Raw genomic sequence first — 24759 nt, forward strand, 5'->3', positions numbered from 1 at the left:
GAAGGGGGGAATCCATCCGGGTTCCCCCCTTCATTTTTTTGAAGGTTTCTTAGTCTAGCATCAAGTAGACAAGCATATATTGAAGCATGTATGAAATGGAGGTGCCTGTTTTTGCGTGTTTCGAATGTTACTGTCCGAAAACGGCTGGCAATCGCATTGGCAGTGGGTATCGTAGTTTTTTTTATCATTGATATCCGCTTGGGAATTGTACAATTCTATCTAGGTGATAAGTTGACGGGGCTCGCTAAAGATTCCTGGAGCAGGAATATTCCTTTTGAGGCTAAGCGGGGAGAGATTTTGGATCGCAATGGTGTAGAGTTGGCAACGAATATTTCCGCCCCAACGGTCTATGTCATCCCAAGGCAGATTGAAGATCCCGATCAGACGGCGGGACAGCTTGCTTCCATATTGGATATGACCAAGGAAAAGGCTTATCAATGGCTGACGAAACAAGCGATGAGCGTCAGAATTCCCGAAGGCAGAAAAATATCCCATGAAAAGGCGAAAGAAATAAAAGCATTGGGGATAAAGGGCGTGTATATCGCTGAGGATTCAAAGCGCCATTACCCATTCGGTGAATATCTTTCACATGTACTCGGTTTCACGGGATCGGATAACCAGGGACTGATGGGAATTGAATTGTCCTATGATAAGGAGCTAAGCGGGAAGAAGGGGTTTGTTAAATTCTATTCGGATGCCAAAGGGAAGAGGCTGGAAAACATGGCCGATGACTATAAGCCTCCCGTTGATGGAGATAATTTGAAGCTGACGATCGATAGCAAAATCCAGACGATCGTGGAGAGGGAGCTCGATAATGCGGAGGCAACCTATGACCCTGATGGTCTTATCGCCATTGCCATGGACCCCAATACTGGCGAAATTTTAGCCATGTCCAGCAGGCCGACCTTCGATCCTTCTAATTTTCAAAATGTACCATCCGAAGTGTATAACCGTAATTTGCCGGTTTGGAGCATATATGAACCGGGATCGACTTTCAAGATCATCACCCTTGCTGCAGCGCTGGAGGAAGGGAAGGTGGATTTGCAGAGGGAACATTTTTATGACTCCGGGCATGTTGAGGTGGCTGGATCCACGCTCCATTGCTGGAAAAGCGGAGGACATGGCGATCAAACCTTTCTTGAAGTTGTCGAGAACTCATGCAACCCAGGTTTTGTGGAGTTGGGCAACAGGCTCGGGAAAGACAAGTTATTTAAATATATCAATGATTTCGGGTTTGGACAAAAAACGGGGATTGATTTAACCGGAGAAGGAAAAGGGATCATGTTCAATATGGATCGCGTGGGCCCGGTTGAGCAGGCAACGACCGCATTTGGACAAGGTGTGGCCGTAACGCCGATTCAGCAGGTGACGGCGGTATCGGCTGCCGTGAATGGCGGGACTTTATACACGCCATATATCGCAAAGGAATTGGTTGACCCAAAAACGGGAGAAGTACTTATGAGAAAGACCCCGCAGGCCAAGAAAAAGGTGATTTCGGAAGCGACCTCGAAAAAAGTGCGTGAAGCTCTTGAATCAGTAGTGGCGCAAGGCAGCGGTAAAGGTGCATTCGTCGAGTCATATCGCGTTGGCGGAAAGACAGGTACGGCGCAAAAAGCGGAAAATGGCCGCTACCTTGAAAATAATTATATTCTCTCATTCATTGGTGTCGCTCCAGCCGATGACCCGCAAATCGTCGTCTATATCGCGGTCGATAATCCGAAAGGAACGGTGCAATTCGGCGGTGTCGTTGCGGCTCCGATCGTCGGCAATATCATGGAGGATTCTCTAAGGGCGATGGGCGTCAAACCAAGGAAAAACCAGATTGAGAAGGAACGGGTCTGGACGGATCCCGTCATGGTCGAGGTGCCGGACGTGGTCGGAATGAGCAGAAAAGAGCTTCAAACCCAGCAAGTGGATTTGAAGCTCGATATAGCCGGAAATGGGGATAAAGTCATAAATCAAGCACCTGATGCGGGCATTAAGGTAAAAGAAGGCTCTACAATAAGAATTTATCTTGGCGAAAATAAAGATTAAGTATAATATAATAGATGAATAGTTTAAGCGGCTGAAGAATCATCAGCCGCTTTGTTTACGGAGGCGCGATAACCCCGTATAATTAAAAATGGTTTCTCGACAAGCCAAGGTTAATCACATATAATGAATCCTCAAATTAAGTTGAGAGGGATGGAAAAATGAAGCTTCAAAAATTACTATCTTATTTACACTCCTTATTTAGCCATGAAGGAGAGAATCCTGAAATCACCTCCATTGAAAATGATAACCGTAAAGTCAAAGACGGAAGTTTATTTGTTTGTATAAAAGGTTATACGGTCGATGGTCATGATTTTGCCCAATCCGCTGTTGAAAATGGAGCTGCGGCAGTCATTGCCGAACGGGAGCTGGATTTGCCTGTACCCGTAATCGTCGTCAGGGATTCAAGCAGGGCGATGGCGGTCCTTGCCGATGCATTCTATGGTCATCCGACGCAAAAGCTGCGTTTGATCGGAATCACCGGCACGAACGGAAAGACGACAACCAGTCATCTGCTGGAAAAGATTTTCGAGGATCGGCATGAAAAAACGGGATTGATCGGCACGATGTATACAAAAATTGCCGATAAGGTCTATGAAACAAAGAATACGACGCCCGATAGCGTTACATTGCAAAAGGCTTTTCATGAAATGACCGAAGCGTCTGTGTCAACGGCCATAATGGAAGTATCTTCGCATGCACTTGAACTTGGACGCGTCCATGGCTGCGACTATGATATTGCCGTATTTACGAATCTCACACAAGACCATTTGGATTTCCATAAAACGATGGACAGATACAAGCAGGCAAAATCCTTGTTTTTCTCGCAGCTCGGAAATGCTTACATAGAAAATCGTCCTAAATATGCCGTGCTTAACGCTGATGATGAGGCAACCGAAGATTTCATTAAAGCGACGGCTGCTACAGTCGTAACTTACGGTATAGACAATGAAGCCGATATCAGGGCGAAGGATTTAAAAATTGATGCCAATGGCACATCATTCATCTTGACAGCGGGTAAGGAAGAACGTTACATTCAGCTGAAGCTCATTGGTAAATTCAGCGTATATAATGTGCTCTCCGCCATCGCGGCTTCCCTATGCGCAGGCAACGATATAGATGACACCATTAAATCGATCGAGGAGATAAAAGGAGTGGCAGGCCGTTTTGAACTCGTTACGGTGAATCAAGCCTTTCCAGTCATCGTTGACTATGCCCACACTCCGGACAGCTTGGAGAATGTCCTCAAGACCGTTGCTGAGTTCGCTGAAAAGAAAATTTTTGTGATCGTCGGCTGCGGCGGGGACCGAGACAAGACAAAGCGCCCGATCATGGCAGAGATTGCCTGCAACTTGGCGACAGATCCCATTTTCACCTCCGATAATCCACGCAGTGAGGATGCGGCCCAGATTTTGCGGGATATGGAAGCTGGAGTGGCAGGTAAAGAATATTTGGTAATCGAAGACCGGAGGCAGGCAATAATCCATGCCGTTTCCAAGGCTGAAGAGGGCGACGTTATTTTAATAGCGGGCAAAGGTCATGAAACCTATCAATTGGTCGGTTACGAAGTGCTGCACTTTGATGACCGTGAAGAAGCGGAAAAGGCGATTCGAAGCCGTTTCGGTACAGTTTGAACCGACGGTGAATGGGCCGGGTTTACTATCAGGAAAAGACAACAAGCAGAATTTTATATTTGAATTGTGTTAGGAATGAGGGAGTAAGGAATGTTGGAACAAGTAATTTTTTATACGATTTTGGTGGCGTTTTTAGTAACTGTACTTCTTTCGCCCATTTTCATCCCGTTTTTGAGAAGGCTGAAATTCGGGCAAAGCATCAGGGAAGAAGGCCCGCAATCGCACTTGAAGAAAACGGGAACGCCTACCATGGGCGGTTTGGTGATATTATTATCGGTTACCATCGCCACGCTGGTGATGACTTTTAAATTTTCGGTACCTTCCACCGAAACCTATTTATTATTATTCGTTACTTTAGGGTTTGGATTGCTTGGTTTCCTGGATGATTTCATCAAGGTGGTCATGAAGCGGAACCTTGGCTTGACATCCAAGCAAAAACTGATTGGACAAATCGTGATTTCGGTCATCTTTTATTTCGTCTTCAAGCAGACAGATCGTTTCAATCCGGAATTGTCGATCCCGGGCACTGACTTTTCCGTCGACTTTGGCTGGTTTTATCTATTTATCGTGATTTTCTGGTTGGTCGGATTTTCGAATGCCGTCAATTTGACGGATGGACTTGACGGACTTGTCTCAGGAACTTCAGCCATTGCCTTTGGCGCTTTTGCGATTTTGGCATGGAGTCAGTCACAATACGACATTTCTATATTTTCGGTGGCAGTCGTAGGGTCTGTTCTTGGATTTTTGGTATTCAATGCCCACCCTGCTAAGGTATTCATGGGTGATACAGGGTCCTTGGCCCTGGGAGGAGCCATCGCAACGATAGCCTTACTGACGAAGCTTGAAATACTGTTAGTAATCATTGGCGGAGTTTTTGTCATAGAGACACTCTCTGTCATCCTGCAAGTAGGATCTTTTAAAACGACTGGTAAACGTATTTTTAAAATGAGTCCGCTCCACCACCATTATGAACTATCTGGGTGGTCCGAATGGCGCGTCGTCGTGACTTTCTGGACAGTAGGCTTGCTGTGTGCGGTACTCGGAATCTATTTAGAGGTGTGGATATAATTGAAAGAGACGGCAAGGTATTCAGAAAAAAAAGTATTGGTATTGGGCTTGGCAAAGAGCGGAGTGATGGCAGCATCGCTTCTACATAAATTAGGGGCTTTCGTGACGGTGAATGACATGAAGCCATTATCGGAAAACCCTGAGGCTCAAGGACTGCTGGAACAGGGAATCAAGGTCATCTGCGGCAGCCATCCGATTGAACTGCTTGATGAAGGCTTTGAATTGATCGTGAAAAATCCCGGGATACCCTATCGAAATCCGATTATAAAAGGGGCGTTGGAAAAAGGGATACCGGTAATTACGGAAGTGGAGCTTGCCTATCAAATCAGTGAGGCTCCTTTCATAGGAATTACGGGTACGAACGGGAAGACGACTACGACAACATTGATATTCGAAATGTTGAAGGCCGGTGAAAAGTCACCCCTCATCGCCGGGAATATCGGGACAGTCGCATCAGGTGTGGCCGAAAAGGCGACAGCGGATGACTCGATCGTCATTGAATTATCATCTTTCCAGCTAATGGGAATAGAGGAGTTTCGTCCTGAGATTTCCATCTTGACGAATTTGTATGATGCGCACCTGGATTATCATAGCTCCAAACAAGAATATGCGGAAGCAAAAGCGGCGATTGCGAAAAATCAGCTAGCCTCCGATTTCTTGATTTATAATGCAGACCAGGATGCCGTTGTATCGATGGCGAAAAAGACCAAGGCTCAGCTCGTTCCCTTTTCGACCGAAGGGAAGAACGAGAATGGTGCCTATGTAGAAGATGGAGCCGTCTTCTTCCGTGGAGAAAAAATCATCGGCATTGCCGACATAGCCCTTCCTGGGAAACACAATTTGGAAAATGTGCTCGCAGCCATTTCAGCGGCCAAATTGAAGGATGTTGCAAACGAAGCGATCCAGACAGTCCTGAAAACATTTTATGGCGTGGAGCATCGCCTGCAGTTCGTAGCTATGATCGAAAACCGTAAATTCTATAATGATTCGAAGGCGACGAACATCCTAGCAGCATCCAAAGCATTGACATCCTTTTCTGAACCTGTCATCCTTTTGGCGGGCGGATTGGACCGCGGCAATGAATTCGATGAGTTAAAACCGGCCATGAAAAATGTCAAGGCCGTGATAACGTTTGGTGAAACGGCAGAAAAGATTGAGCGGATAGCTAAAGAAATAGGAATAACGAATATAAAACGTGTCGATAATGTAGAAAAGGCCGTACCGGCTGCATTTGAATTATCTAATGAAGGCGACTGTATTCTTCTCTCCCCGGCTTGTGCAAGCTGGGATCAATATAAAACTTTTGAGCAAAGAGGAGACATGTTTATGGAGGCCGTGCATAAACTTAAGTAACAGCTTTCGCAGAAAGAAGTGAATCTGCTTCTACGTTGACACCTTGGAAAAAAGCGATAATGAGCCGTTATCGCTTTTTTTTTGGCTATAGTGCAGCATTGATTTTTATATTCGTACAGGCTCGAAAAACTTCCTCGAGGTGGATGTCCGTGCCATTTAAAAAATCGAATCCTGATCTCATTCTCATTATCGTCACCTTAACTCTTCTGACCGTTGGTTTAATCATGGTTTACAGCGCAAGTGCCATTTGGGCAACATATAAATTTGATGATTCCTTTTATTTTGCAAAGCGACAGTTGCTGTTCGCCTGCGTCGGGGTCATCGCCATGTTTTTCATCATGAATGTGGATTACTGGACATGGAGGACCTGGGCCAAGATCTTGATCATCATTTGTTTCATCATGCTGCTTGCAGTATTGGTGCCAGGAATAGGGATGGCAAGAAATGGTTCACGAAGCTGGATTGGCGTAGGGGCTTTTTCGGTCCAACCCTCCGAGTTCATGAAGCTGGCGATGATCGCATTTTTAGCCAAGTTTTTATCCGAACGGCAAAAGCTCATCACCTCCTTTAAAAAAGGGATGCTTCCATCCTTAGGGTTAGTGTTTTTGGCATTTGGCTTGATCATGTTACAGCCCGACCTTGGAACGGGAACGGTCATGGTGGGAACATGCATTGTCATGATTTTCATTTCCGGAGCAAAAATCAGCCACTTTGTTGGCTTGGGGCTGATCGGCGTAGCCGGCTTCATCGGTTTGATTTTGTCAGCGCCCTACAGGATAAAAAGGATCACATCTTTCTTGGATCCGTGGGAAGATCCTTTGGGAAGCGGCTTTCAAATGATTCAATCCTTTTATGCGATCGGTCCGGGTGGATTGTTCGGTCTTGGCCTCGGGCAAAGCCGGCAGAAATTTTTCTATTTACCAGAGCCGCAGACCGATTTCATTTTTGCGATCCTTTCCGAGGAGCTGGGATTCATCGGCGGCTCTCTCGTCATTCTGTTATTTGCGCTTATGCTTTGGAGAGGGATTAGGATAGCGCTTGGGGCACCTGATTTATACGGCAGCCTTGTAGCGGTGGGGATCATTGCCATGGTCGCCATCCAGGTGATGATCAATATCGGGGTCGTGACGGGCTTGATGCCAGTTACCGGCATCACCCTGCCCCTGTTAAGCTACGGTGGTTCATCGCTTACACTCATGTTGATGGCGATTGGGGTACTATTGAACATTAGCCGCTACTCAAGGTTTTAAGAGAATTTCACAAAAAAGGGAGGCCCTGTCACACGCGGGGCTTCCCTTTTTAGGTTGAAAGCCTTTGCAGGAAATGAAGGGTGAAGGAACCTTGGCTTAAATTAGAAATAAATGAAATGCCAATAAAATATTACCATGTATGAATGTTTGCGAATCCACAATAAATATTGGCAATACAGCTTTGTTTAGACTATAGTATAAGAGGGTCAGGCCGCATAGGCGCTTGCTTCTGTTCATTTTATATGCTTTTACATGCAAGATGTCATCATTCTCGGAAAAAACAGTGACCTCATGAAAGAGGAAATGAAAATCATGATTTGGAATTATGGGAACAACAAGGAGGTTTATCATGGATAAAGTGATAAAGCAATTAACTGAAATGAAAATCGGCAAGGTTCTTGAACAAGAACCGCTTGCGAATCATACAACTATGAAAATAGGAGGGCCCGCTGATTTATTCATCGTGCCATCTTCCGTTGAAAATATAGAAAAAACGATGCAGATCATCAAAGAGCATGCCATACCGTGGCGGGCTATTGGCAGGGGCTCCAACCTTCTTGTAAGTGATGGGGGAATTGAGGGTGCCGTGCTTAAATTGGGCAGAGGCCTTGATCATATCGAGATGAATGGAACGGAAATCAAAGCTGGAGCTGGTGTTTCACTTGTCAGCTTGTCTGTTCAGATCAGTAAAAAAGGCTATGCAGGATTGGAATTTGCCAGTGGGATACCAGGTTCCGTCGGCGGAGCTGTCTATATGAATGCCGGTGCACACGGTTCCGATATGAGTGAGATTCTCAAGGAAGCGCATGTTCTGTTTGAGGATGGTTCTTTAGCTTGGCTTTCGAAGGAGGAAATGGAGTTTTCTTATCGAACTTCCGTACTTCAAAAGAAAAGACCTGGTATCGTGTTGGAAGCCGTGTTCCAATTGACCGAGGGAGATAAAACCGAAATCGTTGCAAGAATGCAGGATAACAAAAATTACCGCAAGGATACGCAGCCGTATAACCTGCCATGTGCAGGCAGCATATTCCGGAATCCACTACCGCATCATGCCGGTAAATTAGTGGAAAATGCCGGTCTGAAGGGACACTCGATTGGCGGAGCGCAAATTTCCCCAATGCACGGTAACTTTATCGTCAACACGGGTAATGGGAGTGCAGCGGATGTTCAGGCCTTGATACAGCATGTGAAAGATACTGTATATGATAAATTTGAAGTTGAAATGGAAACAGAAGTCGAAATTATCGGCCGTAAATAATAGGATGCAATATATCCAAATTTTGTGTTATAATGTGTTACCTTTTAAAGTTTCATATAAACGGACTTAGAGTGTGTCGTGATTTCGTATTGTATAAAAACCATCCATTTTTTCAGGAAGAGGTGAAAGGGATGGAAAAGGGGAAAATCGTTTCCATTGAGGACCGCATCCCGAAATTAAAACAATTAAGAAAAAGCAAAGCAAACAAACGGCTGGTTCTGTTGCTTTCCCTTTTCTTCATTCTGGTTGCATGCGTACTATACTTCTTATCCCCGCTAAGCTATGTGAAAACCGTTCAGGTGGAAGGGAATCGATATACCACTTCCAAGCAAATCATTGAATTGAGCAAGGTGAAGAAAGATCGAAGCATTTGGAAGGTCGATACAGGGAAAGCGGCAGCCAATATTAAAAAAAACCAGGAAATAAAAAGTGCCAAGGTAACACCTGTATTTCCTAATTCGATTAAAATTACGGTATCCGAGCATAACAAGATGGCATACCTGTCCAATAATGGGAAGTATGCCCCCATTTTGGAGAACGGGACCGTCCTGGAGGAGTTAGCGACAGGGGAAATTCCAGTATATGCCCCGGTTTTAATTGGTTTCAAAGAGGGTAAAGCATTAAAGTTGCTCTTAGAAGAGCTGGATAAGCTTCCTGTCGAAATTCAAAATGCCATTTCGGAAATCCATTATGCTCCAACCAAAACCGACGCCTACCATATCGTCATGTTCATGAACGATGGGTTCGAAGTGAACGCGACAAGCCGGACGTTATTCGAGAAAATGATCCACTACCCATCAATCGTCAGTCAGTTGGATCCAAAGGTAAAGGGAGTCATCGATCTGGAAGTGGGTTCTTATTTTAAAGCGTATAAAAATGCGGAACAAAAGGAAGACACGAATGAGCAAAATTGATGGCAAACGGGTGGTGCTATCCCTCGTTTGCCTGGTGCTCGGATTTATGATTGCCTTCTCTTACAATCTGGCTAAGGATAATCGGGGAGTAAGTGAGGACAAGGCATGGAATCAAGAATATGAGCTTAGGCAGCAACTGATTGAACAAGAGACCAAGAACCGGGAATTTCAGAAGGAACTGCTTCAAAAGCAGGAAACCGTATCCAGGATAGAAAAAGATCTGGCCCAGGAAAAGCAGCAGTTTTTCAATTTGGCCAAAGATACGGAGAAATACCGGATGTTTCTCGGGAAAGTGAAGGTGACAGGTTCAGGCCTTCAGGTAACCCTTGACGATGGTGCGAATGTGGATCCGGCAGCCAATGTCAATAACTACTTGGTTCATGAACAGCATGTCTTCAAGGTTGTAAATGAATTATACATATCAGGTGCAGAGGCTGTTGCGATCAACGGTCAGAGATTGAACCATGATTCCTATATAATCTGTAATGGACCAGTCATCACAGTCGATGGACACCAGCATCCGGCTCCATTCATCATTACTGCAATCGGGGATCCGGATGTCCTGGGGGCTTCCCTCGACCTTCCTGGAGGCATAAAGGAACAGCTGGTTGACGAAAATATCATCTTTACTATGGAAAAGAAAAAGAATATCATGTTTGACCCCATTATTGGAGGGTGATCAGTTTCCTGGATTCGATGAAAGATTGGTGAGAGACTGGAAATGAAAAAAAAGCTTTCTTTTAGTTTGCTTACTTTGATTGCGGGCTTCATGCTCGCCATCCAATTCAATTTGGTGAATCAACCTGTCGTTTCCGATACAAGGGATATGTGGGAGCTGAAAAATGATTTATTGAAAGAACAGCAAGCACAAGTGGAATTGATAGATGGCATCAGTAAGCTCGAAGGGAAAGTAGCATCCTATGAAACCGAGAGAAATGAAAGCAAGGAAGAATTGCTGCGAAAGACCCTGACTGAATTAAAGACTGAAGCTGGTTTGACCGAAATAAAGGGTAAAGGTGTAATCGTGTCCATTCAACCGATTAAGGAAGGGATTTTACTTGGCAAGCGGATCGAGTATATTTCCCCGGTATTGTTAATCAGGCTCCTTAATGAAATGCATAGGTATGGGGCGGACGACATTTCCATAGCTGGTCAAAGGTACATAACGACATCGGTCATTCGTGATATAAATGGACAGCCGAAAATGGACGGATATCCGTTAACCGATTACCCGGTCGAACTGCTGGTAATGACGGATGATCCAAAGAAATTAAAGCAGCGTATTGAAGGCTCGGAACTAATGGATGATTTTTTCATCGATAACTTCGAATTGCAAATAAAGGTGCCTTCTCGTGAATTGACATTGCCTGCCTACCAAAATGATGTAAAAGTGGAACACATGATGCCCATCATGGATGGGGGGGATTCGTAATGTGGCTTCCAGTTTTTGGTCTCCTGATTGGGGTCACCCTCGGCTTTTTGGTCGATTTGGATATTCCCCATGAATATTCAAATTACCTTTCCATTGCCGTGCTCGCGGCTTTTGATACCTTATTTGGAGGCATCAGGGCCCATTTGCAAGGTCTTTATGATGAAGTCGTATTCGTAACCGGATTCTTCTTTAATATAATTCTTGCCGCAGGTTTGGCTTTTCTAGGTGTACATCTTGGTGTAGACTTATATTTAGCCGCTATCTTCGTATTCGGCGTAAGACTGTTTCAGAATATCGCCATGATCAGAAGAATACTGATTGAAAAATGGTCCGATTCCCGTAAAAAGCAGAAAAAAAATCTATAATTTTAAAGGGAATCACATCTTAAATGACGAATAGTTTATGCAGTATCCAGTTTAGCAGATTTCTCCATTATGACGAGAAGCGAACAATGTGCAGCTTAAAGTGAGAAATCTACGAAATGTACCGCTTATTATGACATTCACGAGTTGGTGAAATCAGTTCAGTTATTCTATAATGAATAGGTCTTTCGATATAAAAATGTTATTCTACTAAAACATGTATAAAACTGAAGGAGGTGCCATGGAGAATGAACAGCAATGAAATATACGTAAGTCTTGACATCGGTACATCCAGTGTAAAAGTTATCATTGGGGAAATGGTCAATGACACATTAAATATAATCGGTGTAGGAAATGTTAAATCAGAAGGGCTCAAAAAGGGCTCGATCGTCGGTATTGATGAAACCGTCCAATCCATCCAAAAGGCTGTCGAGCAAGCAGAACGTATGATAGGGATGGAGATAAAAAACGTAATCGTCGGCATAAGTGCAAATCACGTGACGCTGCAGCCTTGTCATGGGGTAGTAGCGGTATCCAGTGATAATAAAGAAATTACGGAGCATGACGTTTTCCGTGTTAGGGAAGCAGCGGAGTTAATTACGATCCCATCCGACAGGGAGATTATCGACGTGGTGCCCATCCATTACAAAGTTGATGAACTTGATGAGATCAGCGATCCAAGAGGCATGATCGGCGTTCGCTTGGAAATGAGAGGGATCTTAATCACAGGTCTTCGGACAATCTTACATAATACGCTGCGGTGTGTGGAAAGGGCTGGGTTAGAAATAACCGATATCGCCCTGCAGCCATTGGCGGCAGGTTCCCTTGTTTTATCCAAGGATGAAAGAGAACTTGGGGTGGCGCTTGTCGATATTGGCGGGGGTTCCACTACGCTGGCAATATTCGAACAAGGCTATTTACAATATACGTCTGTGATACCTATAGGCGGGGAAACACTTACGAAGGATCTTTCCATCGTTCTTAGGACAACGATGGAGGAGGCTGAGAAAATAAAAGTAAAGCATGGCCATGCCTTTTATGATGACGCGTCCGAAGATGAAGTATTCCAAATACCGATCATCGGCAGCGACCAGCAGCAGCCCTGCAATCAATTAATGCTTTCGGATATCATTGAAGCGAGATTGACCGAAATTTTCGAGTTGATTCAAGATGATTTGAGGAGACTTGGCTTTCAGGATATTCCAGGCGGTTTCGTATTGACCGGTGGCGTTGTCAAAATGCCGGGAGTCCTGGAGCTCGCTCAATATGTGTTCCAAAACCGTGTAAGGACGGCCGAACCGAATTACATCGGTGTCAGGGAACCCCAATATACGACTGCAGTCGGCTTGATTAAACATGCATGCAAGAAAGAGAGAATGCAAAAAAACACCGCTAATAAAACGCCTGTAGCAGCCGGTCAAACGCAAGAAGAGAATGACCAGCGCAGCCAAAAGGTTTCTCAGAAAAACAAAGAGAACGTAGCGGCTAAAAAACAAGGTGAAAAAGGTGAATCTAAATTCAAAAAAATCCTAGGTTACTTTTTTGAATAACAATCATTAAGAATCGGGAATTTCGTCAAAATAGGAGGATTGTCATGTTGGAGTTTGATTCTAATTTAGAACAATTAGCAACGATAAAAGTAATAGGTGTTGGCGGCGGCGGAAACAATGCGGTAAACAGAATGATCGAGCATGGCGTGCAAGGTGTTGAATTCATTTCTGTCAATACTGACGCCCAGGCTCTTAATCTATCAAAAGCTGAAATCAAAATGCAAATCGGCGGAAAGCTTACACGCGGATTGGGTGCTGGAGCCAATCCTGAAGTGGGGAAAAAGGCTGCTGAAGAAAGCAAAGAACAGATCGAAGAAGCGCTTAAGGGTGCCGATATGGTTTTCGTAACCGCTGGAATGGGTGGCGGAACCGGAACGGGAGCTGCTCCTGTCATCGCGGGCATTGCTAAAGATTTAGGCGCGCTTACCGTTGGTGTAGTCACACGTCCATTTACCTTTGAAGGCAGAAAACGGGCAACACAAGCACAAGGCGGCATTTCATCCATGAAGGAATCGGTCGATACACTGATCGTCATACCAAACGACCGTCTCCTTGAAATCGTCGATAAAAGCACTCCGATGCTTGAAGCTTTCCGTGAGGCCGACAATGTACTTCGTCAAGGTGTACAAGGGATTTCAGATTTAATTGCGGTTCCCGGTCTTATTAACCTGGACTTTGCCGATGTTAAGACCATCATGTCCAACAAAGGTTCGGCGCTTATGGGCATCGGGATTTCCTCAGGGGAAAACCGTGCGGCAGAAGCGGCGAAGAAAGCCATTTCCAGCCCGCTACTCGAAACATCGATTGATGGTGCCCAAGGCGTACTGATGAACATCACCGGCGGAACGAACTTAAGCCTCTTCGAAGTTCAGGAAGCAGCCGATATCGTCGCTACTGCATCCGATCAGGACGTAAACATGATTTTTGGTTCAGTCATCAACGAGAACCTTAAAGATGAAATCGTCGTGACGGTAATTGCAACAGGGTTTAACGAAGTGGAAGCTTCCATACGCCCTTCTGGACGTCCAACACTTGGACAGCAGCAGCAATCAAGGCCGCAGACACAGCAAGCGCCACAGACTAATGTGAAGCGTGAAGTGAAGCGGGAAGAAGTCAATGAGCAGCCTTCGCGCAATGCGAACCAAGGCGAAGAGGCTCTGGATATTCCAACTTTTCTCCGTAACCGCAATAGACGCCGTTAATATCACCGGCTAAAAAACCGTTCCCGCTGGGAACGGTTTTTTTTATGGCCCCGTTTTCAACTTCTTGCGGCTATCGCAAATATCTTCCAGGTTGAAACCTGGATAGGTTCTTGGATGATGTTTTAAATGATTTCTGCAAGGGAGCCGTTTCCGGGCTGGGACCTTCATTAATATAAAGGAAAAAGGGAGGGATCTCTGAAAATCTTAAACTTTTAAAACATAAATCGACAGAAGTAAAAGGGGGCAGGATAGTCTCTCGGAAAGTATTGGAAAATTTCAAGAGCTGTTTTTCTACAAAAAGGGTAAAAATGACTGAAAAACTCTTAAGTTTTCGGTACAAAAAGTGACACACTTTCCAAGGCCAGGTACGCTATACTTTTTGCTAGTGGAAGGTTAGTTCCTAAAGGGAGGGGAGGGTGTTTGACCTTATATTTAGATGTGATCTGGTTGTTGAATTGGTTATTTGACTGCCTCCTTTTATATGGGACCGCAATCATTCTCAAACGAAGGGTCGCTCTTTGGCGGGTATGCATCGGCGGGTTGATCGGTTCCTTCATTATCGTATTGGCATTCACTCCTTTTTATGCAATGGCGGACCGAGTGTACATGAAGATTTTTGTATCCCTGGTCATGGTGCTGGCCACCTTTGGATTTAATAGGTTAAAGCTTTTCATGAAATCGGTGGCCACTTTATACTTTGTGACGTTTTTATCTGGGGGAATCCTCCTGGGCCTTCATTATTTATTCGAATTTCAAATCGTAGCCAAAGACCCCGGTCAATATGCAGGAATCAATCGTTTTGGCGATCCTGTCAGCTGGATATTCGTAATGATCGGATTCCCGCTTGCTTGGCAATTTTCCAAGCGTACACTTGAAGGGATGGAAATGACAAAGCTTACACATGAACAAATGGTTATGATTTCGGTTAAGATATCTGACTTCGAAGGGACATTCCACGGACTGGTGGATACAGGGAATCAATTATATGATCCGATTTCACGCTCCCCTGTGATGATCATTTCTCTATCGGGAGGGGAATCGGGCATTCCTGACGATATGCTAGAGCTCTTTAAAAACCCTGATAATCTGATCAAGCAGGAAGAACAACCTGATTATTCATGGACTGGACGAATGCGGGTCATCCCTTATAAGGTGGTGGGGCATGAACATCAGCTTTTGACCGCTATCAAGCCGGATTCCATCAAAATCGTTCAAGGGGAAAAAGAATATCACGTTAAGCAAGGGCTCGTTTCATTCACCTTTTCGAAACTCTCTCCCGACAACAGCTATCAATCTATCGTTCACCCGAAAATGTTAACCGGCATCCCGGTGCAAAATGCCTCCTGAACCATTGATTCACTCTAACATCCGATCCATAATCCGTTTATTAGAAGGGAGAATTATTTTGAAGAAACTCATTCTTCGGCTCACTTATTTTTGGTACAAACTATTGTTCAAGCTTGGATTGAAGACGGACGAAATACATTACATTGGAGGGAGTGAAGCGCTGCCGCCGCCCCTTTCGAAGGAAGAAGAGGCAATACTGATCAACAAATTGCCGAATGGCGATGAAGCTGCACGATCGATCTTGATCGAACGTAATTTAAGGTTGGTCGTCTATATCGCCAGGAAATTTGAAAATACGGGCATCAATATCGAAGACCTCATCAGCATAGGCACCATCGGTTTAATAAAGGCCGTGAATACATTCAATCCAGAGAAGAAAATAAAATTGGCTACATATGCCTCGAGATGCATCGAGAATGAGATTTTGATGTATTTACGAAGGAATAACAAAATCCGTTCTGAAGTTTCTTTTGATGAACCATTGAATATCGATTGGGATGGGAATGAGCTTCTGCTATCGGATGTCCTTGGCACTGACGATGACATCATCACGAAAGATCTTGAAGCGAATGTGGACCGCAAGCTGCTGACGAAGGCACTCACGCAGCTATCTGAACGCGAAAAACAAATAATGGAACTCAGGTTTGGCCTGGCAGGCGGAGAAGAGAAAACACAAAAGGATGTTGCCGATATGCTTGGAATTTCCCAATCATACATTTCACGTTTGGAAAAACGGATCATCAAGAGGCTTCGAAAGGAATTTAATAAAATGGTGTAAAAAAAATTAGCACCTAAATGCCAATTAAATCAATACTTTGGCAACGATATGAAAAATTATGGTGATTTTCTGTTCTAGCCAAGTGCATATTTTTCCCTCCCGCGGAAATACTGTTTTTTGTACAGCGCTCCTGTGAGGAGGGAATAATTTTGTCTCGTAATAAGGTTGAAATCTGCGGTGTGGATACATCAAAATTACCGGTTTTAAAGAATGAAGAGATGAGAAAACTCTTTAAAGAACTGCAAGATGGCGATATTTCAGCAAGAGAAAAACTGGTAAACGGGAATCTTCGACTCGTTCTAAGCGTCATTCAGCGCTTTAACAATCGGGGAGAGTATGTGGATGATCTATTTCAGGTAGGCTGTATAGGGTTAATGAAGTCGATAGACAACTTTGACTTAGGTCAAAATGTTAAGTTTTCAACATATGCTGTACCGATGATTATTGGAGAAATCCGAAGATATCTTCGTGACAATAATCCGATTCGGGTTTCCCGTTCTTTAAGAGACATCGCTTACAAAGCTTTGCAGGTTAAAGAAAAGCTCATAAGCCAGACCCTTCGTGAGCCGACAGCTGAAGAAATCGCCAAGGTGTTGGAAGTACCTCATGAAGAAATCGTTTTTGCACTTGATGCGATACAAGATCCAGTTTCACTTTTTGAACCGATTTATAATGATGGCGGGGATCCGATTTATGTACTCGACCAACTGAGTGATGAGAAAAATAAAGACAGTACGTGGATTGATGAAATAGCTATTAACGAAGGCATGAGACGGTTGAATGACCGGGAAAAAATGATCCTTCGGAAACGGTTTTTCCAAGGGAAGACGCAAATGGAGGTAGCCGAAGAAATCGGCATTTCACAGGCGCAGGTGTCCCGGTTGGAAAAGGCGGCAATAAAGCAAATGAATAAAAATATCCAACAGTAGAAGCTGAGCATGAGAAAAGGTAGCTTAAGCGGGTAGTGAAGCAATGTTCATTACCCGCCCAAAGCCACTTATCCGTAGCGGCTTTTTTATTTTGTCGAAAATGCATAAGGGAGGAGATGGAGGGCGAAACGTTTATTTATCGTATTCTTCATCCTTGAGTGAATCATGTCATATACATGTGAAGAGGACCTTCATCTATGATGAAATTGTGAGGAGCTGAGTGGGATGACCAGAATTTCCGAATTTCAGATCAAGGATATCGTCAACATAGCAGATGGAAAGAAACTTGGGAATATGTCGGATCTTGAAATCAATACGTCTACAGGGCAAATTGAGGCAATCGTCGTTTCAAATGGCACCAGGTTAATGGGGTTCTTCGGCAGGGAACAGGATATTGTGATTCCATGGCGCAAGATAAAAAAAATCGGCGCAGATGTCATTCTTGTTGAACATCAGACGGTATTTCAGGCAGAACTGAAAGATGAACGGTTTTAAGGGGTGAAGTGCACAAATCTATGATACACTAGACTAAAAATGAAGAGGTTAAAAGCATGAAAGAGCCATTTGTTTTAATAGATGATCAATATATGCTCATTGACAGCTGGAGACAGCAAAATCTCCAGCTCGTAGCGGGCTTCACCACGAAAAATGGGGGAGTCAGTTCAGGGGATTTTCAAACATTGAATACCGGTTTCCATGTCGGGGATCGCCTTGAAGATGTCCAGGGGAATCGCAGGATTTTGGCAGAAAAGCTGTCATTTTCCCTAGATGGCTGGGTAGGGGCGGAACAGACGCATGAAACGCAAATATTGCAAGTGAACAGGCTTGATGGCGGCAGAGGCGCAACGGATTATCATTCAGCCTTTAAAGGCACAGACGGATTTTATGCGAAGGATCATAATGTTCTTTTGACAATGTGCTACGCAGACTGCGTGCCCCTATACTTTCTTGCTCCGGCGCATGGTATGATTGGGGTGGCGCACGCAGGCTGGAAGGGCAGTGTAAACGGAATTGCCCGGAAAATGGTTGAAGCATGGCTAAGAGAGGGTATAAAGGAAGCGGAGATATTTGCTGTAATAGGACCGTCCATTTGCTCGAAATGCTATGTTGTTGATGACAAAGTCATAGATTTGGTGCAGAATTTGCTGGAAGATAATGACGAAAAGCCATATAATTTAATCAGTGAAGGACAATATCAGTTAGATCTTAAGCGACTCAATTCTTTGGTTCTTCAGAAAGCGGGAATTCCAAACAGTCAAATTGAGATTACATCGTACTGCACAAGCTGCGATCACGATTTGTTTTTTTCACATCGCCGTGATAACGGGAAAACAGGCAGGTTAATGAGCTTTATCGGTTGGAAGGAGGATTTAAGGTAATTGTGAAAGTATTGGACAATTTAAAAAACATCGAAGAAAAGATAAATATAGCATGTGAAAATAGCGGCAGGCGCCGTGAAGATATAAAGTTGATCGCCGTGACAAAATATGTTTCGATCGAGAGGGCGAAGGAAGCCTTGGAAGCGGGAATCAGCGACTTAGGTGAAAACCGTGACGAAGGGCTCCTGAATAAATACGAAATACTGCAGGACAAGCCGAACTGGCATTATATTGGCTCCTTGCAGACGCGAAAAGTGAAGAATGTCATTGATAAAATCACCTATATCCATTCACTGGACCGAATTTCTTTAGCGGAAGAAATTCAAAAACGCGCAAAAGAGCCGATAAATTGTTTAGTGCAGGTGAATGTTTCGGGTGAGGAATCCAAACATGGCATGGACCCAGAGGCAGCAATGAGCTTCATAAAGGGGTTAGCCGGTTTTGATAAGGTGAAGGTTGCAGGATTGATGACGATGGCTCCTTTGACGGATGATCCACAAGTTTTACGTCAGTGCTTCCGGAACCTGAAAAATCTGCAGGTGGAAATCCAAAATGCTGCGCTCGCGCATGCACCATGCACGGAATTATCCATGGGGATGTCCAATGATTTCATGATTGCCATCGAAGAAGGCGCTACTATGATCAGGATTGGCACAGCACTTGTAGGCGAATAATTTTAAGGAGGTACGCTAAAGATGTCGTTCGTATCAAAATTTAAATCTTATTTCGCACTGGATGATGAGTATGAGTACAAGGATGAAGTGATGGAAGAAGAGGAGGCTGAACGAAAAACCGTGAAGTCAACTAAACAGCAGCAGCCAGTTTCTGCAGGGACTAATGGCAATCAGAATATCGTAAGTTTGCAAAGCGTCCAGAAATCTTCTAAAGTAGTATTATTGGAGCCTCGTGCCTATGCAGAAGCCCAGGAGGTAGCCGACCATCTGAAGAATAGGCGGGCTGTTGTCGTGAACCTTCAACGGATTCAGCATGATCAAGGAAAGCGGATCATTGATTTTCTTAGCGGGACTGTCTATGCAATCAGCGGGGATATCCAAAAAATCGGAACAGATATATTCTTATGTACCCCTGACAACGTCGATGTTTCCGGTAATATTACCGGATTTGCCGTCGATGAGGAGTATGAAGAAGCGAGGTGGTAATGATTAATGGGTTTAGTGCTTCAAGGTTTATATTATTTAATTGAAATTTATTCAATGGCATTAATCGTATACATATTGATGTCATGGTTTCCAAATGCAAGGGAGACATCCATCGGTCAATTCCTGGAAACGATTTGCGAACCATATTTAGAGCCTTTCAGAAAGTTCATACCACCACTTGGCATGATCGATCTTTCACCGCTTGTGGCCCTTCTGGTGCTTAACTTCGCAAGTGGGTATGGCATTCATTACCTTCAGACGCTGGTAGGTTAACCACAACCGGCAAAGAACGAAACTACACAGCCGGAAGATTCTCAGCTGTGTAGTGGCAACGAAGGAAGAAAGCATGTTTAGATCAATCATTATCTTGATAATTAAGGAGCAATTATACAATCATGAGTATTTATCAGCATTTCAGGCCGGAGGAAAAAGAATTCATTGACCAGGCAATGAATTGGATCGATCAGGTGAAAGATTCTTACGCTCCGAAATTATCTGACTTTCTGGATCCGCGACAGCAGGAAATCCTTATTTCCTTATTGGGAAATGATCCGGATGCCAAACTGCAATTCAACGGCGGGAGCGAATTCGTTGAGCGAAAACGTGTGCTCATTTACCCTGATTATTACTCTCCTGAACCATCGGATTTCAATATCTCCTTATACGATATTTCCTATCCAAAAAAGTTTGTTACGCTTGAACATAGGCAAATACTTGGAACCTTGATGTCACTTGGGGTAAAACGTGAAAAATTCGGCGATATAATCGTGACGGAGGAGCATATTCAATTTATTGCGGCCGAGGAGATGGATGCCTATCTCACTGGGAACCTGGAGAAGATCGGTAAAGCTTCCGTTGCCATAAAACGGCTTCCTATCGGGAATATCATCCAAGTCCAAGATAAATGGGAAGAACAAGTCACCACCGTCAGTTCCCTAAGGCTGGATAGTGTGCTTTCTGCCGTGCTGAATATCTCCCGCCAAAAAACGCAAGCCCTGGTAACGTCAGGTAAAGTGAAGGTCAATTTCAAGCAAACGGAAAATGTTTCTGAAGAATGCCGCGAGGGGGATACGTTATCCATCAGGGGGTTTGGCAGGTGCAAGATACTGTCGATAGATGGAAAAACCAAGAAGGATAAGTGGAGAATCTCGTTAGGCAGGCAAAAATAATTCAAGATTAAGCAGGATTTGGACATTTATTGTCGAATATAGAGTTTTAATATACTAGAGTAGAAACCGTTCTGGAGGTGCCGTAATGCCCTTAACCCCGATAGATATACATAATAAGGAATTTAATAAAGTATTTCGAGGGTATGATGAAGATGAAGTTAATGAGTTTCTCGACCAGGTCATTAAAGATTATGAACTGATATTGAGGGAGAAAAAAGAACTTGAAGATAAACTGAACGAGACTTATGATCGTTTGGGACATTTTACGACAATCGAGGGTACACTTAATAAGTCGATTATTGTCGCACAAGAAGCAGCTGAGGAATTAAGGCGCAACGCCCAAAAAGAAGCGAAGCTGATCATTAAGGAAGCAGAGAAAAATGCCGATCGGATCGTCAATGAGTCACTTGTGAAGGCTAGGAAAATCGCGATGGACATCGAAGACTTGAAAAAACAATCCAAAGTATTCCGGACCCGTTTCAAAATGCTTGTCGGTGCACAGTTGGATTTGCTGGACAATGATGATTGGGACCACCTTCTTGATTACGAAGTGGATGCGACTGAAATAGAATTAAATGAGAGAGTGGAAGAGGAAATTTAAACGATTCCTTGACTTTCAACACTTTTTTCGCATATAATTTTTTAACAATACAATTCATGATTACTTTAGACGATGACAGGGAAAGTAAATTCTTCACATGCTTATTAATAGCGACCGGGGATGGTGAGAGCCTGGAATAAGCGAAGATATTGAAGATCACCCTCGAGTTCTGAGTTGAACCTGCTTTTGCAGCAAGTAAACGAAGCGTTTCATTCACGTTACGAATGCTCGAGAGGTTGGATTCACTTTGTGAATCTTTCTAGCCAGGGTGGTACCGCGGGAAGCAAAGCTTTCTCGTCCCTTTTTTAGGGATGAGAAGGCTTTTTATTTTGCCTGGAGGAGTTTTGGGTGCCAATGAAATTGTGTAAAGACGGATGGAGGATGTAACGATGGAATACAAAGATACCTTATTGATGCCAAAAACGGAATTTCCAATGCGTGGAAATTTACCAAAACGAGAGCCGGAGATTCAAGAGAAATGGAAAGAAATGAATATTTATAAAAAGGTGCAGGAACAAACGGCAGGACGCCCTTTATTCATTTTACATGACGGACCGCCATACGCTAACGGTGATATCCATATGGGTCACGCGATGAACAAGGTTTTAAAAGATTTCATTGTCCGCTTTAAATCAATGAGCGGTTTTCAAGCACCGTATGTTCCTGGTTGGGATACGCACGGCCTTCCGATCGAAACGGCCTTGACTAAAAAAGGTGTTAAGCGGAAAGAAATGAGTGTAGCCGAATTCAGGAAGCTTTGTGAAGAGTATGCTTATGTTCAGATCGACAATCAACGTGAACAGTTTAAGAGAATTGGGGTTCGCGGGGATTGGGATAACCCTTACATCACATTAAAGCCTGAATATGAAGCCCAGCAAATCAAGGTCTTCGGCGATATGGCGAAAAAAGGCTATATTTATAAAGGGAAAAAACCTGTTTATTGGTCACCTTCCAGTGAATCAGCACTTGCGGAAGCTGAAATTGAATACCAAGATAAACGTTCTGCGTCAATCTATGTTGCTTTTGAAGTAACGGATGGCAAAGGAGTAATTGAAGAAGGAGTTAAAATCATCATTTGGACGACAACTCCTTGGACGATTCCTGCTAACCTTGGTATCTCGTTGCACCCGCAATTAAATTACGTCGTAGTGGCAGTCGAAAATGAAAAGTTCTTAATTGCTGAAGCTCTTCTTGAGTCCGTGACCGAAACGCTTGGCTGGGATAACCCAACCGTTGTGAAAACGGTAAAAGGGAGCGAATTGGACCGGGCAGGTGCCAAACATCCTCTTTATGATCGCGAATCTTTAGTGATGCTGGGTGAACATGTTACGACGGAAGCTGGCACGGGCTGTGTCCATACGGCTCCAGGACATGGTGAAGATGATTTTATCATCGGACAAAAATACGGCTTGGATGTCCTTTGCCCCGTGGATGAGAAAGGGGTCATGACAGAAGAGGCCGGTGAATTCGCTGGATTATTCTATGATCAAGCAAATAAACCGATTACAGAAAAATTAACCGAAGCTGGCGCGTTATTAAACTTGACGTTCATCACTCACTCTTATCCACATGATTGGCGGACGAAGAAACCGACGATTTTCCGGGCAACTGCACAATGGTTCGCATCAATCAAAGACTTCCGCAGTGAGCTTTTGGAGGCCATCGAAGAAACGAAATGGGTTCCCGCTTGGGGGGAAACGCGGCTATTCAATATGGTCCGTGACCGCGGAGATTGGTGTATCTCCCGTCAACGTGCATGGGGTGTACCGATTCCTGTCCTTTATGCAGAAAATGGCGAGCCGATCATTACCGATGAAACGATCAATCATATTTCAAACCTTTTCCGTGAACACGGTTCAAACATCTGGTTCGAACGGGAAGCAAAAGAGTTACTTCCGGAAGGCTTCACTCATGAAGGCAGCCCAAATGGCATCTTCACGAAAGAAACGGATATCATGGACGTATGGTTCGATTCCGGCTCATCTCATCAAGCTGTTCTTGAAGAAAGGGAAGACTTGCAGCGTCCTGCCGATCTTTATTTAGAAGGTTCGGATCAATATCGCGGCTGGTTTAACTCTTCACTTTCAACAAGTGTTGCCGTAACAGGAAAAGCACCCTATAAAGGCGTGCTGAGCCATGGATTCGCTTTGGATGGAGAAGGCCGCAAAATGAGTAAATCGATTGGGAACGTCGTCCTGCCATCCAAGGTCATGAACCAGCTTGGTGCAGATATATTACGCCTTTGGGTCGCTTCTGTCGATTACCAATCAGATGTCAGGGTTTCAGATCCTATCCTTAAACAAGTCTCGGAAGTGTATCGTAAAATCCGCAATACATTCCGCTTCCTACTGGGGAATTTGGATGGATTCAATCCGGAAACCGATAAAGTGGCAATCGATGAACTGCCTGAAGTGGACCGTTACATGCTGGTCAAATTGAATAAGCTGATCACTCAGTCCAAATTAAGTTATGAAAATTATGAGTTTGCGACCATTTATAATATGGTCAATAATTTCTGTACACAGGATTTGAGTTCGTTTTATCTTGATTATGCGAAAGACATTTTATATTGTGAAGCACCAAATGGTAAAGAGCGTATGGCCATTCAAACGGTGCTATACGAATCATTGGTAAGCTTGACGAAATTGGTGTCGCCAATCCTTTCGCATACGGCTGATGAAGTATGGGCGTTCATTCCTGGTGTAACGGAAGAAAGTGTCCAATTGACATGGATGCCTGAAGAAATTCACGTTGATGATGCACAAGCCATCGAAGAAAAATGGACGGCTTTCATGAACGTGCGTGACAACGTACTGAAAGCATTAGAAGAGGCTCGCAATCAGAAAATCATCGGTAAATCGCTGAACGCAAAAGTGAAGGTTTACGTGAATGAAGAAACGAAAAATCTGCTTGATAGCATCAAGGAGAGCTTTGAACAGTTATTCATCGTATCCGAATTCGAACTTGCTGGAGATGTGTCAAGTGCACCATCAGAAGCGGTTAAACTAGAGGATATGGCGATCGCGGTGACAAAAGCCGAAGGTGAAACATGTGAGCGTTGCTGGAATGTTTCCAAACAAGTGGGTCAAGTGGAGGAACATCCGACACTATGCCCGCGTTGTGCAACAGTAGTGAAAGAGCATTATGTGAATCAATGATTCCAGAAGGCATGCGGCGGGACTCTCTATGAAGGGTCCGGTCAGCTTGTATACAAAAAGGCTTCGAAATGATTACATTTCGAAGCCTTTTTAATGTTAGATAGGTTTTGAAGCAGGTAAGCCCATTTTAGATAGTCATGTGTGCGAAAGAACCCTTCTTTTGATCGAGAACGTGTATAGGGTA

General features: G+C 44.1%; 23 protein-coding genes. All 23 read left to right on the top strand.

From position 1 onward, the window contains the following. The first annotated feature begins 111 nt into the window (after positions 1–111). The 23 genes from MHI53_RS07790 (at position 112) to ileS (ending at position 24575) form a co-directional block, all read left to right on the top strand. A complete protein-coding gene (locus MHI53_RS07790; protein WP_061143459.1) occupies positions 112–2034 on the top strand; it encodes a stage V sporulation protein D in 1923 nt (640 codons plus the stop codon). Between the two features lie 158 nt (positions 2035–2192). Then, complete coding sequence (locus MHI53_RS07795; protein ID WP_340373158.1) at positions 2193–3665, top strand: UDP-N-acetylmuramoyl-L-alanyl-D-glutamate--2,6-diaminopimelate ligase; 1473 nt, start codon at positions 2193–2195, stop codon at positions 3663–3665. Positions 3666–3755: 90 nt separating this feature from the next. Beyond that, the gene (gene mraY, locus MHI53_RS07800; RefSeq protein ID WP_340373159.1) at positions 3756–4733 is read left to right on the top strand and encodes a phospho-N-acetylmuramoyl-pentapeptide-transferase; all 978 of its coding nucleotides are present in this window, start codon (positions 3756–3758) and stop codon (positions 4731–4733) included. Continuing rightward, positions 4734–6086: a UDP-N-acetylmuramoyl-L-alanine--D-glutamate ligase gene (gene murD, locus MHI53_RS07805; RefSeq protein ID WP_340373160.1), complete on the top strand. Its 1353-nt coding sequence runs from the start codon at positions 4734–4736 to the stop codon at positions 6084–6086. 149 nt (positions 6087–6235) lie between these two features. Continuing rightward, entirely contained in the window at positions 6236–7336 is a 1101-nt protein-coding gene (gene spoVE, locus MHI53_RS07810; RefSeq protein WP_340373161.1) for a stage V sporulation protein E, read from the top strand. Between the two features lie 349 nt (positions 7337–7685). Then, complete coding sequence (gene murB, locus MHI53_RS07815; protein WP_100534038.1) at positions 7686–8594, top strand: UDP-N-acetylmuramate dehydrogenase; 909 nt, start codon at positions 7686–7688, stop codon at positions 8592–8594. A 131-nt stretch (positions 8595–8725) separates the two neighbouring features. Further along, entirely contained in the window at positions 8726–9508 is a 783-nt protein-coding gene (locus MHI53_RS07820) for an FtsQ-type POTRA domain-containing protein (protein WP_340373162.1), read from the top strand. Beyond that, positions 9495–10187: a DUF881 domain-containing protein gene (locus tag MHI53_RS07825; protein ID WP_340373163.1), complete on the top strand. Its 693-nt coding sequence runs from the start codon at positions 9495–9497 to the stop codon at positions 10185–10187. Before MHI53_RS07820 ends, MHI53_RS07825 begins: the two co-directional genes overlap by 14 nt. A 42-nt stretch (positions 10188–10229) precedes the next feature. After that, positions 10230–10940 (top strand): DUF881 domain-containing protein, encoded by a 711-nt coding sequence (locus MHI53_RS07830; RefSeq protein ID WP_340373164.1) that lies wholly within the window; start codon positions 10230–10232, stop codon positions 10938–10940. After that, entirely contained in the window at positions 10940–11305 is a 366-nt protein-coding gene (locus tag MHI53_RS07835; RefSeq protein ID WP_100534042.1) for a small basic family protein, read from the top strand. The genes MHI53_RS07830 and MHI53_RS07835 overlap by 1 nt, the downstream gene beginning before the upstream one ends. A 245-nt stretch (positions 11306–11550) precedes the next feature. Further along, positions 11551–12852 (top strand): cell division protein FtsA, encoded by a 1302-nt coding sequence (gene ftsA / locus MHI53_RS07840; protein WP_340373165.1) that lies wholly within the window; start codon positions 11551–11553, stop codon positions 12850–12852. A gap of 44 nt (positions 12853–12896) precedes the next feature. Continuing rightward, a complete protein-coding gene (gene ftsZ, locus MHI53_RS07845) occupies positions 12897–14054 on the top strand; it encodes a cell division protein FtsZ (protein ID WP_340373166.1) in 1158 nt (385 codons plus the stop codon). 420 nt (positions 14055–14474) lie between these two features. Then, positions 14475–15401 (top strand): sigma-E processing peptidase SpoIIGA, encoded by a 927-nt coding sequence (gene spoIIGA, locus MHI53_RS07850; RefSeq protein ID WP_340373167.1) that lies wholly within the window; start codon positions 14475–14477, stop codon positions 15399–15401. 58 nt (positions 15402–15459) lie between these two features. Continuing rightward, a complete protein-coding gene (sigE, locus tag MHI53_RS07855; RefSeq protein ID WP_061144549.1) occupies positions 15460–16179 on the top strand; it encodes an RNA polymerase sporulation sigma factor SigE in 720 nt (239 codons plus the stop codon). Positions 16180–16328: 149 nt separating this feature from the next. Next, entirely contained in the window at positions 16329–17108 is a 780-nt protein-coding gene (sigG, locus tag MHI53_RS07860; RefSeq protein WP_034313871.1) for an RNA polymerase sporulation sigma factor SigG, read from the top strand. Positions 17109–17333: 225 nt separating this feature from the next. Further along, the gene (locus MHI53_RS07865; RefSeq protein ID WP_061144550.1) at positions 17334–17603 is read left to right on the top strand and encodes a YlmC/YmxH family sporulation protein; all 270 of its coding nucleotides are present in this window, start codon (positions 17334–17336) and stop codon (positions 17601–17603) included. 56 nt (positions 17604–17659) lie between these two features. Continuing rightward, on the top strand, positions 17660–18487 hold the full coding sequence (pgeF, locus tag MHI53_RS07870) for a peptidoglycan editing factor PgeF (protein WP_340373168.1): 828 nt from the start codon (positions 17660–17662) through the stop codon (positions 18485–18487). A gap of 2 nt (positions 18488–18489) precedes the next feature. Further along, a complete protein-coding gene (locus tag MHI53_RS07875) occupies positions 18490–19161 on the top strand; it encodes a YggS family pyridoxal phosphate-dependent enzyme (RefSeq protein ID WP_061144552.1) in 672 nt (223 codons plus the stop codon). A 21-nt stretch (positions 19162–19182) separates the two neighbouring features. Further along, entirely contained in the window at positions 19183–19647 is a 465-nt protein-coding gene (locus tag MHI53_RS07880; RefSeq protein ID WP_340373169.1) for a cell division protein SepF, read from the top strand. Between the two features lie 6 nt (positions 19648–19653). After that, positions 19654–19920 carry a YggT family protein gene (locus MHI53_RS07885; protein WP_061144554.1) on the top strand — a complete coding sequence of 89 codons (267 nt, stop codon included), beginning with the start codon at positions 19654–19656 and terminating at the stop codon, positions 19918–19920. Positions 19921–20042: 122 nt separating this feature from the next. Beyond that, positions 20043–20816, top strand: a complete 774-nt coding sequence (locus MHI53_RS07890; RefSeq protein ID WP_340373170.1) for an RNA-binding protein — start codon at positions 20043–20045, stop codon at positions 20814–20816. An 85-nt stretch (positions 20817–20901) separates the two neighbouring features. Continuing rightward, positions 20902–21417: a DivIVA domain-containing protein gene (locus MHI53_RS07895; protein ID WP_061144556.1), complete on the top strand. Its 516-nt coding sequence runs from the start codon at positions 20902–20904 to the stop codon at positions 21415–21417. Positions 21418–21806: 389 nt separating this feature from the next. Next, positions 21807–24575: an isoleucine--tRNA ligase gene (gene ileS / locus MHI53_RS07900; RefSeq protein WP_340373171.1), complete on the top strand. Its 2769-nt coding sequence runs from the start codon at positions 21807–21809 to the stop codon at positions 24573–24575. Positions 24576–24759: the final 184 nt, after the last annotated feature.

This window comes from Peribacillus sp. FSL E2-0218 (assembly GCF_037992945.1).
In the GTDB taxonomy this organism is placed as follows: Bacteria; Bacillota; Bacilli; order Bacillales; family DSM-1321; genus Peribacillus; species Peribacillus simplex_B.

What these genes read in the sequence shown, in the direction of transcription:
- MHI53_RS07795 (WP_340373158.1), top strand. Translation starts at nt 2,193, where the DNA reads ATGAAGCTTCAAAAATTACTATCTTATTTACACTCCTTATTTAGCCAT.
- mraY (WP_340373159.1), top strand. Translation starts at nt 3,756, where the DNA reads ATGTTGGAACAAGTAATTTTTTATACGATTTTGGTGGCGTTTTTAGTA.
- murB (WP_100534038.1), top strand. Translation starts at nt 7,686, where the DNA reads ATGGATAAAGTGATAAAGCAATTAACTGAAATGAAAATCGGCAAGGTT.
- MHI53_RS07820 (WP_340373162.1), top strand. Translation starts at nt 8,726, where the DNA reads ATGGAAAAGGGGAAAATCGTTTCCATTGAGGACCGCATCCCGAAATTA.
- MHI53_RS07825 (WP_340373163.1), top strand. Translation starts at nt 9,495, where the DNA reads ATGAGCAAAATTGATGGCAAACGGGTGGTGCTATCCCTCGTTTGCCTG.
- MHI53_RS07830 (WP_340373164.1), top strand. Translation starts at nt 10,230, where the DNA reads ATGAAAAAAAAGCTTTCTTTTAGTTTGCTTACTTTGATTGCGGGCTTC.
- MHI53_RS07835 (WP_100534042.1), top strand. Translation starts at nt 10,940, where the DNA reads ATGTGGCTTCCAGTTTTTGGTCTCCTGATTGGGGTCACCCTCGGCTTT.
- ftsA (WP_340373165.1), top strand. Translation starts at nt 11,551, where the DNA reads ATGAACAGCAATGAAATATACGTAAGTCTTGACATCGGTACATCCAGT.
- ftsZ (WP_340373166.1), top strand. Translation starts at nt 12,897, where the DNA reads ATGTTGGAGTTTGATTCTAATTTAGAACAATTAGCAACGATAAAAGTA.
- MHI53_RS07865 (WP_061144550.1), top strand. Translation starts at nt 17,334, where the DNA reads ATGACCAGAATTTCCGAATTTCAGATCAAGGATATCGTCAACATAGCA.
- pgeF (WP_340373168.1), top strand. Translation starts at nt 17,660, where the DNA reads ATGAAAGAGCCATTTGTTTTAATAGATGATCAATATATGCTCATTGAC.
- MHI53_RS07880 (WP_340373169.1), top strand. Translation starts at nt 19,183, where the DNA reads ATGTCGTTCGTATCAAAATTTAAATCTTATTTCGCACTGGATGATGAG.
- MHI53_RS07885 (WP_061144554.1), top strand. Translation starts at nt 19,654, where the DNA reads ATGGGTTTAGTGCTTCAAGGTTTATATTATTTAATTGAAATTTATTCA.
- MHI53_RS07890 (WP_340373170.1), top strand. Translation starts at nt 20,043, where the DNA reads ATGAGTATTTATCAGCATTTCAGGCCGGAGGAAAAAGAATTCATTGAC.
- MHI53_RS07895 (WP_061144556.1), top strand. Translation starts at nt 20,902, where the DNA reads ATGCCCTTAACCCCGATAGATATACATAATAAGGAATTTAATAAAGTA.
- ileS (WP_340373171.1), top strand. Translation starts at nt 21,807, where the DNA reads ATGGAATACAAAGATACCTTATTGATGCCAAAAACGGAATTTCCAATG.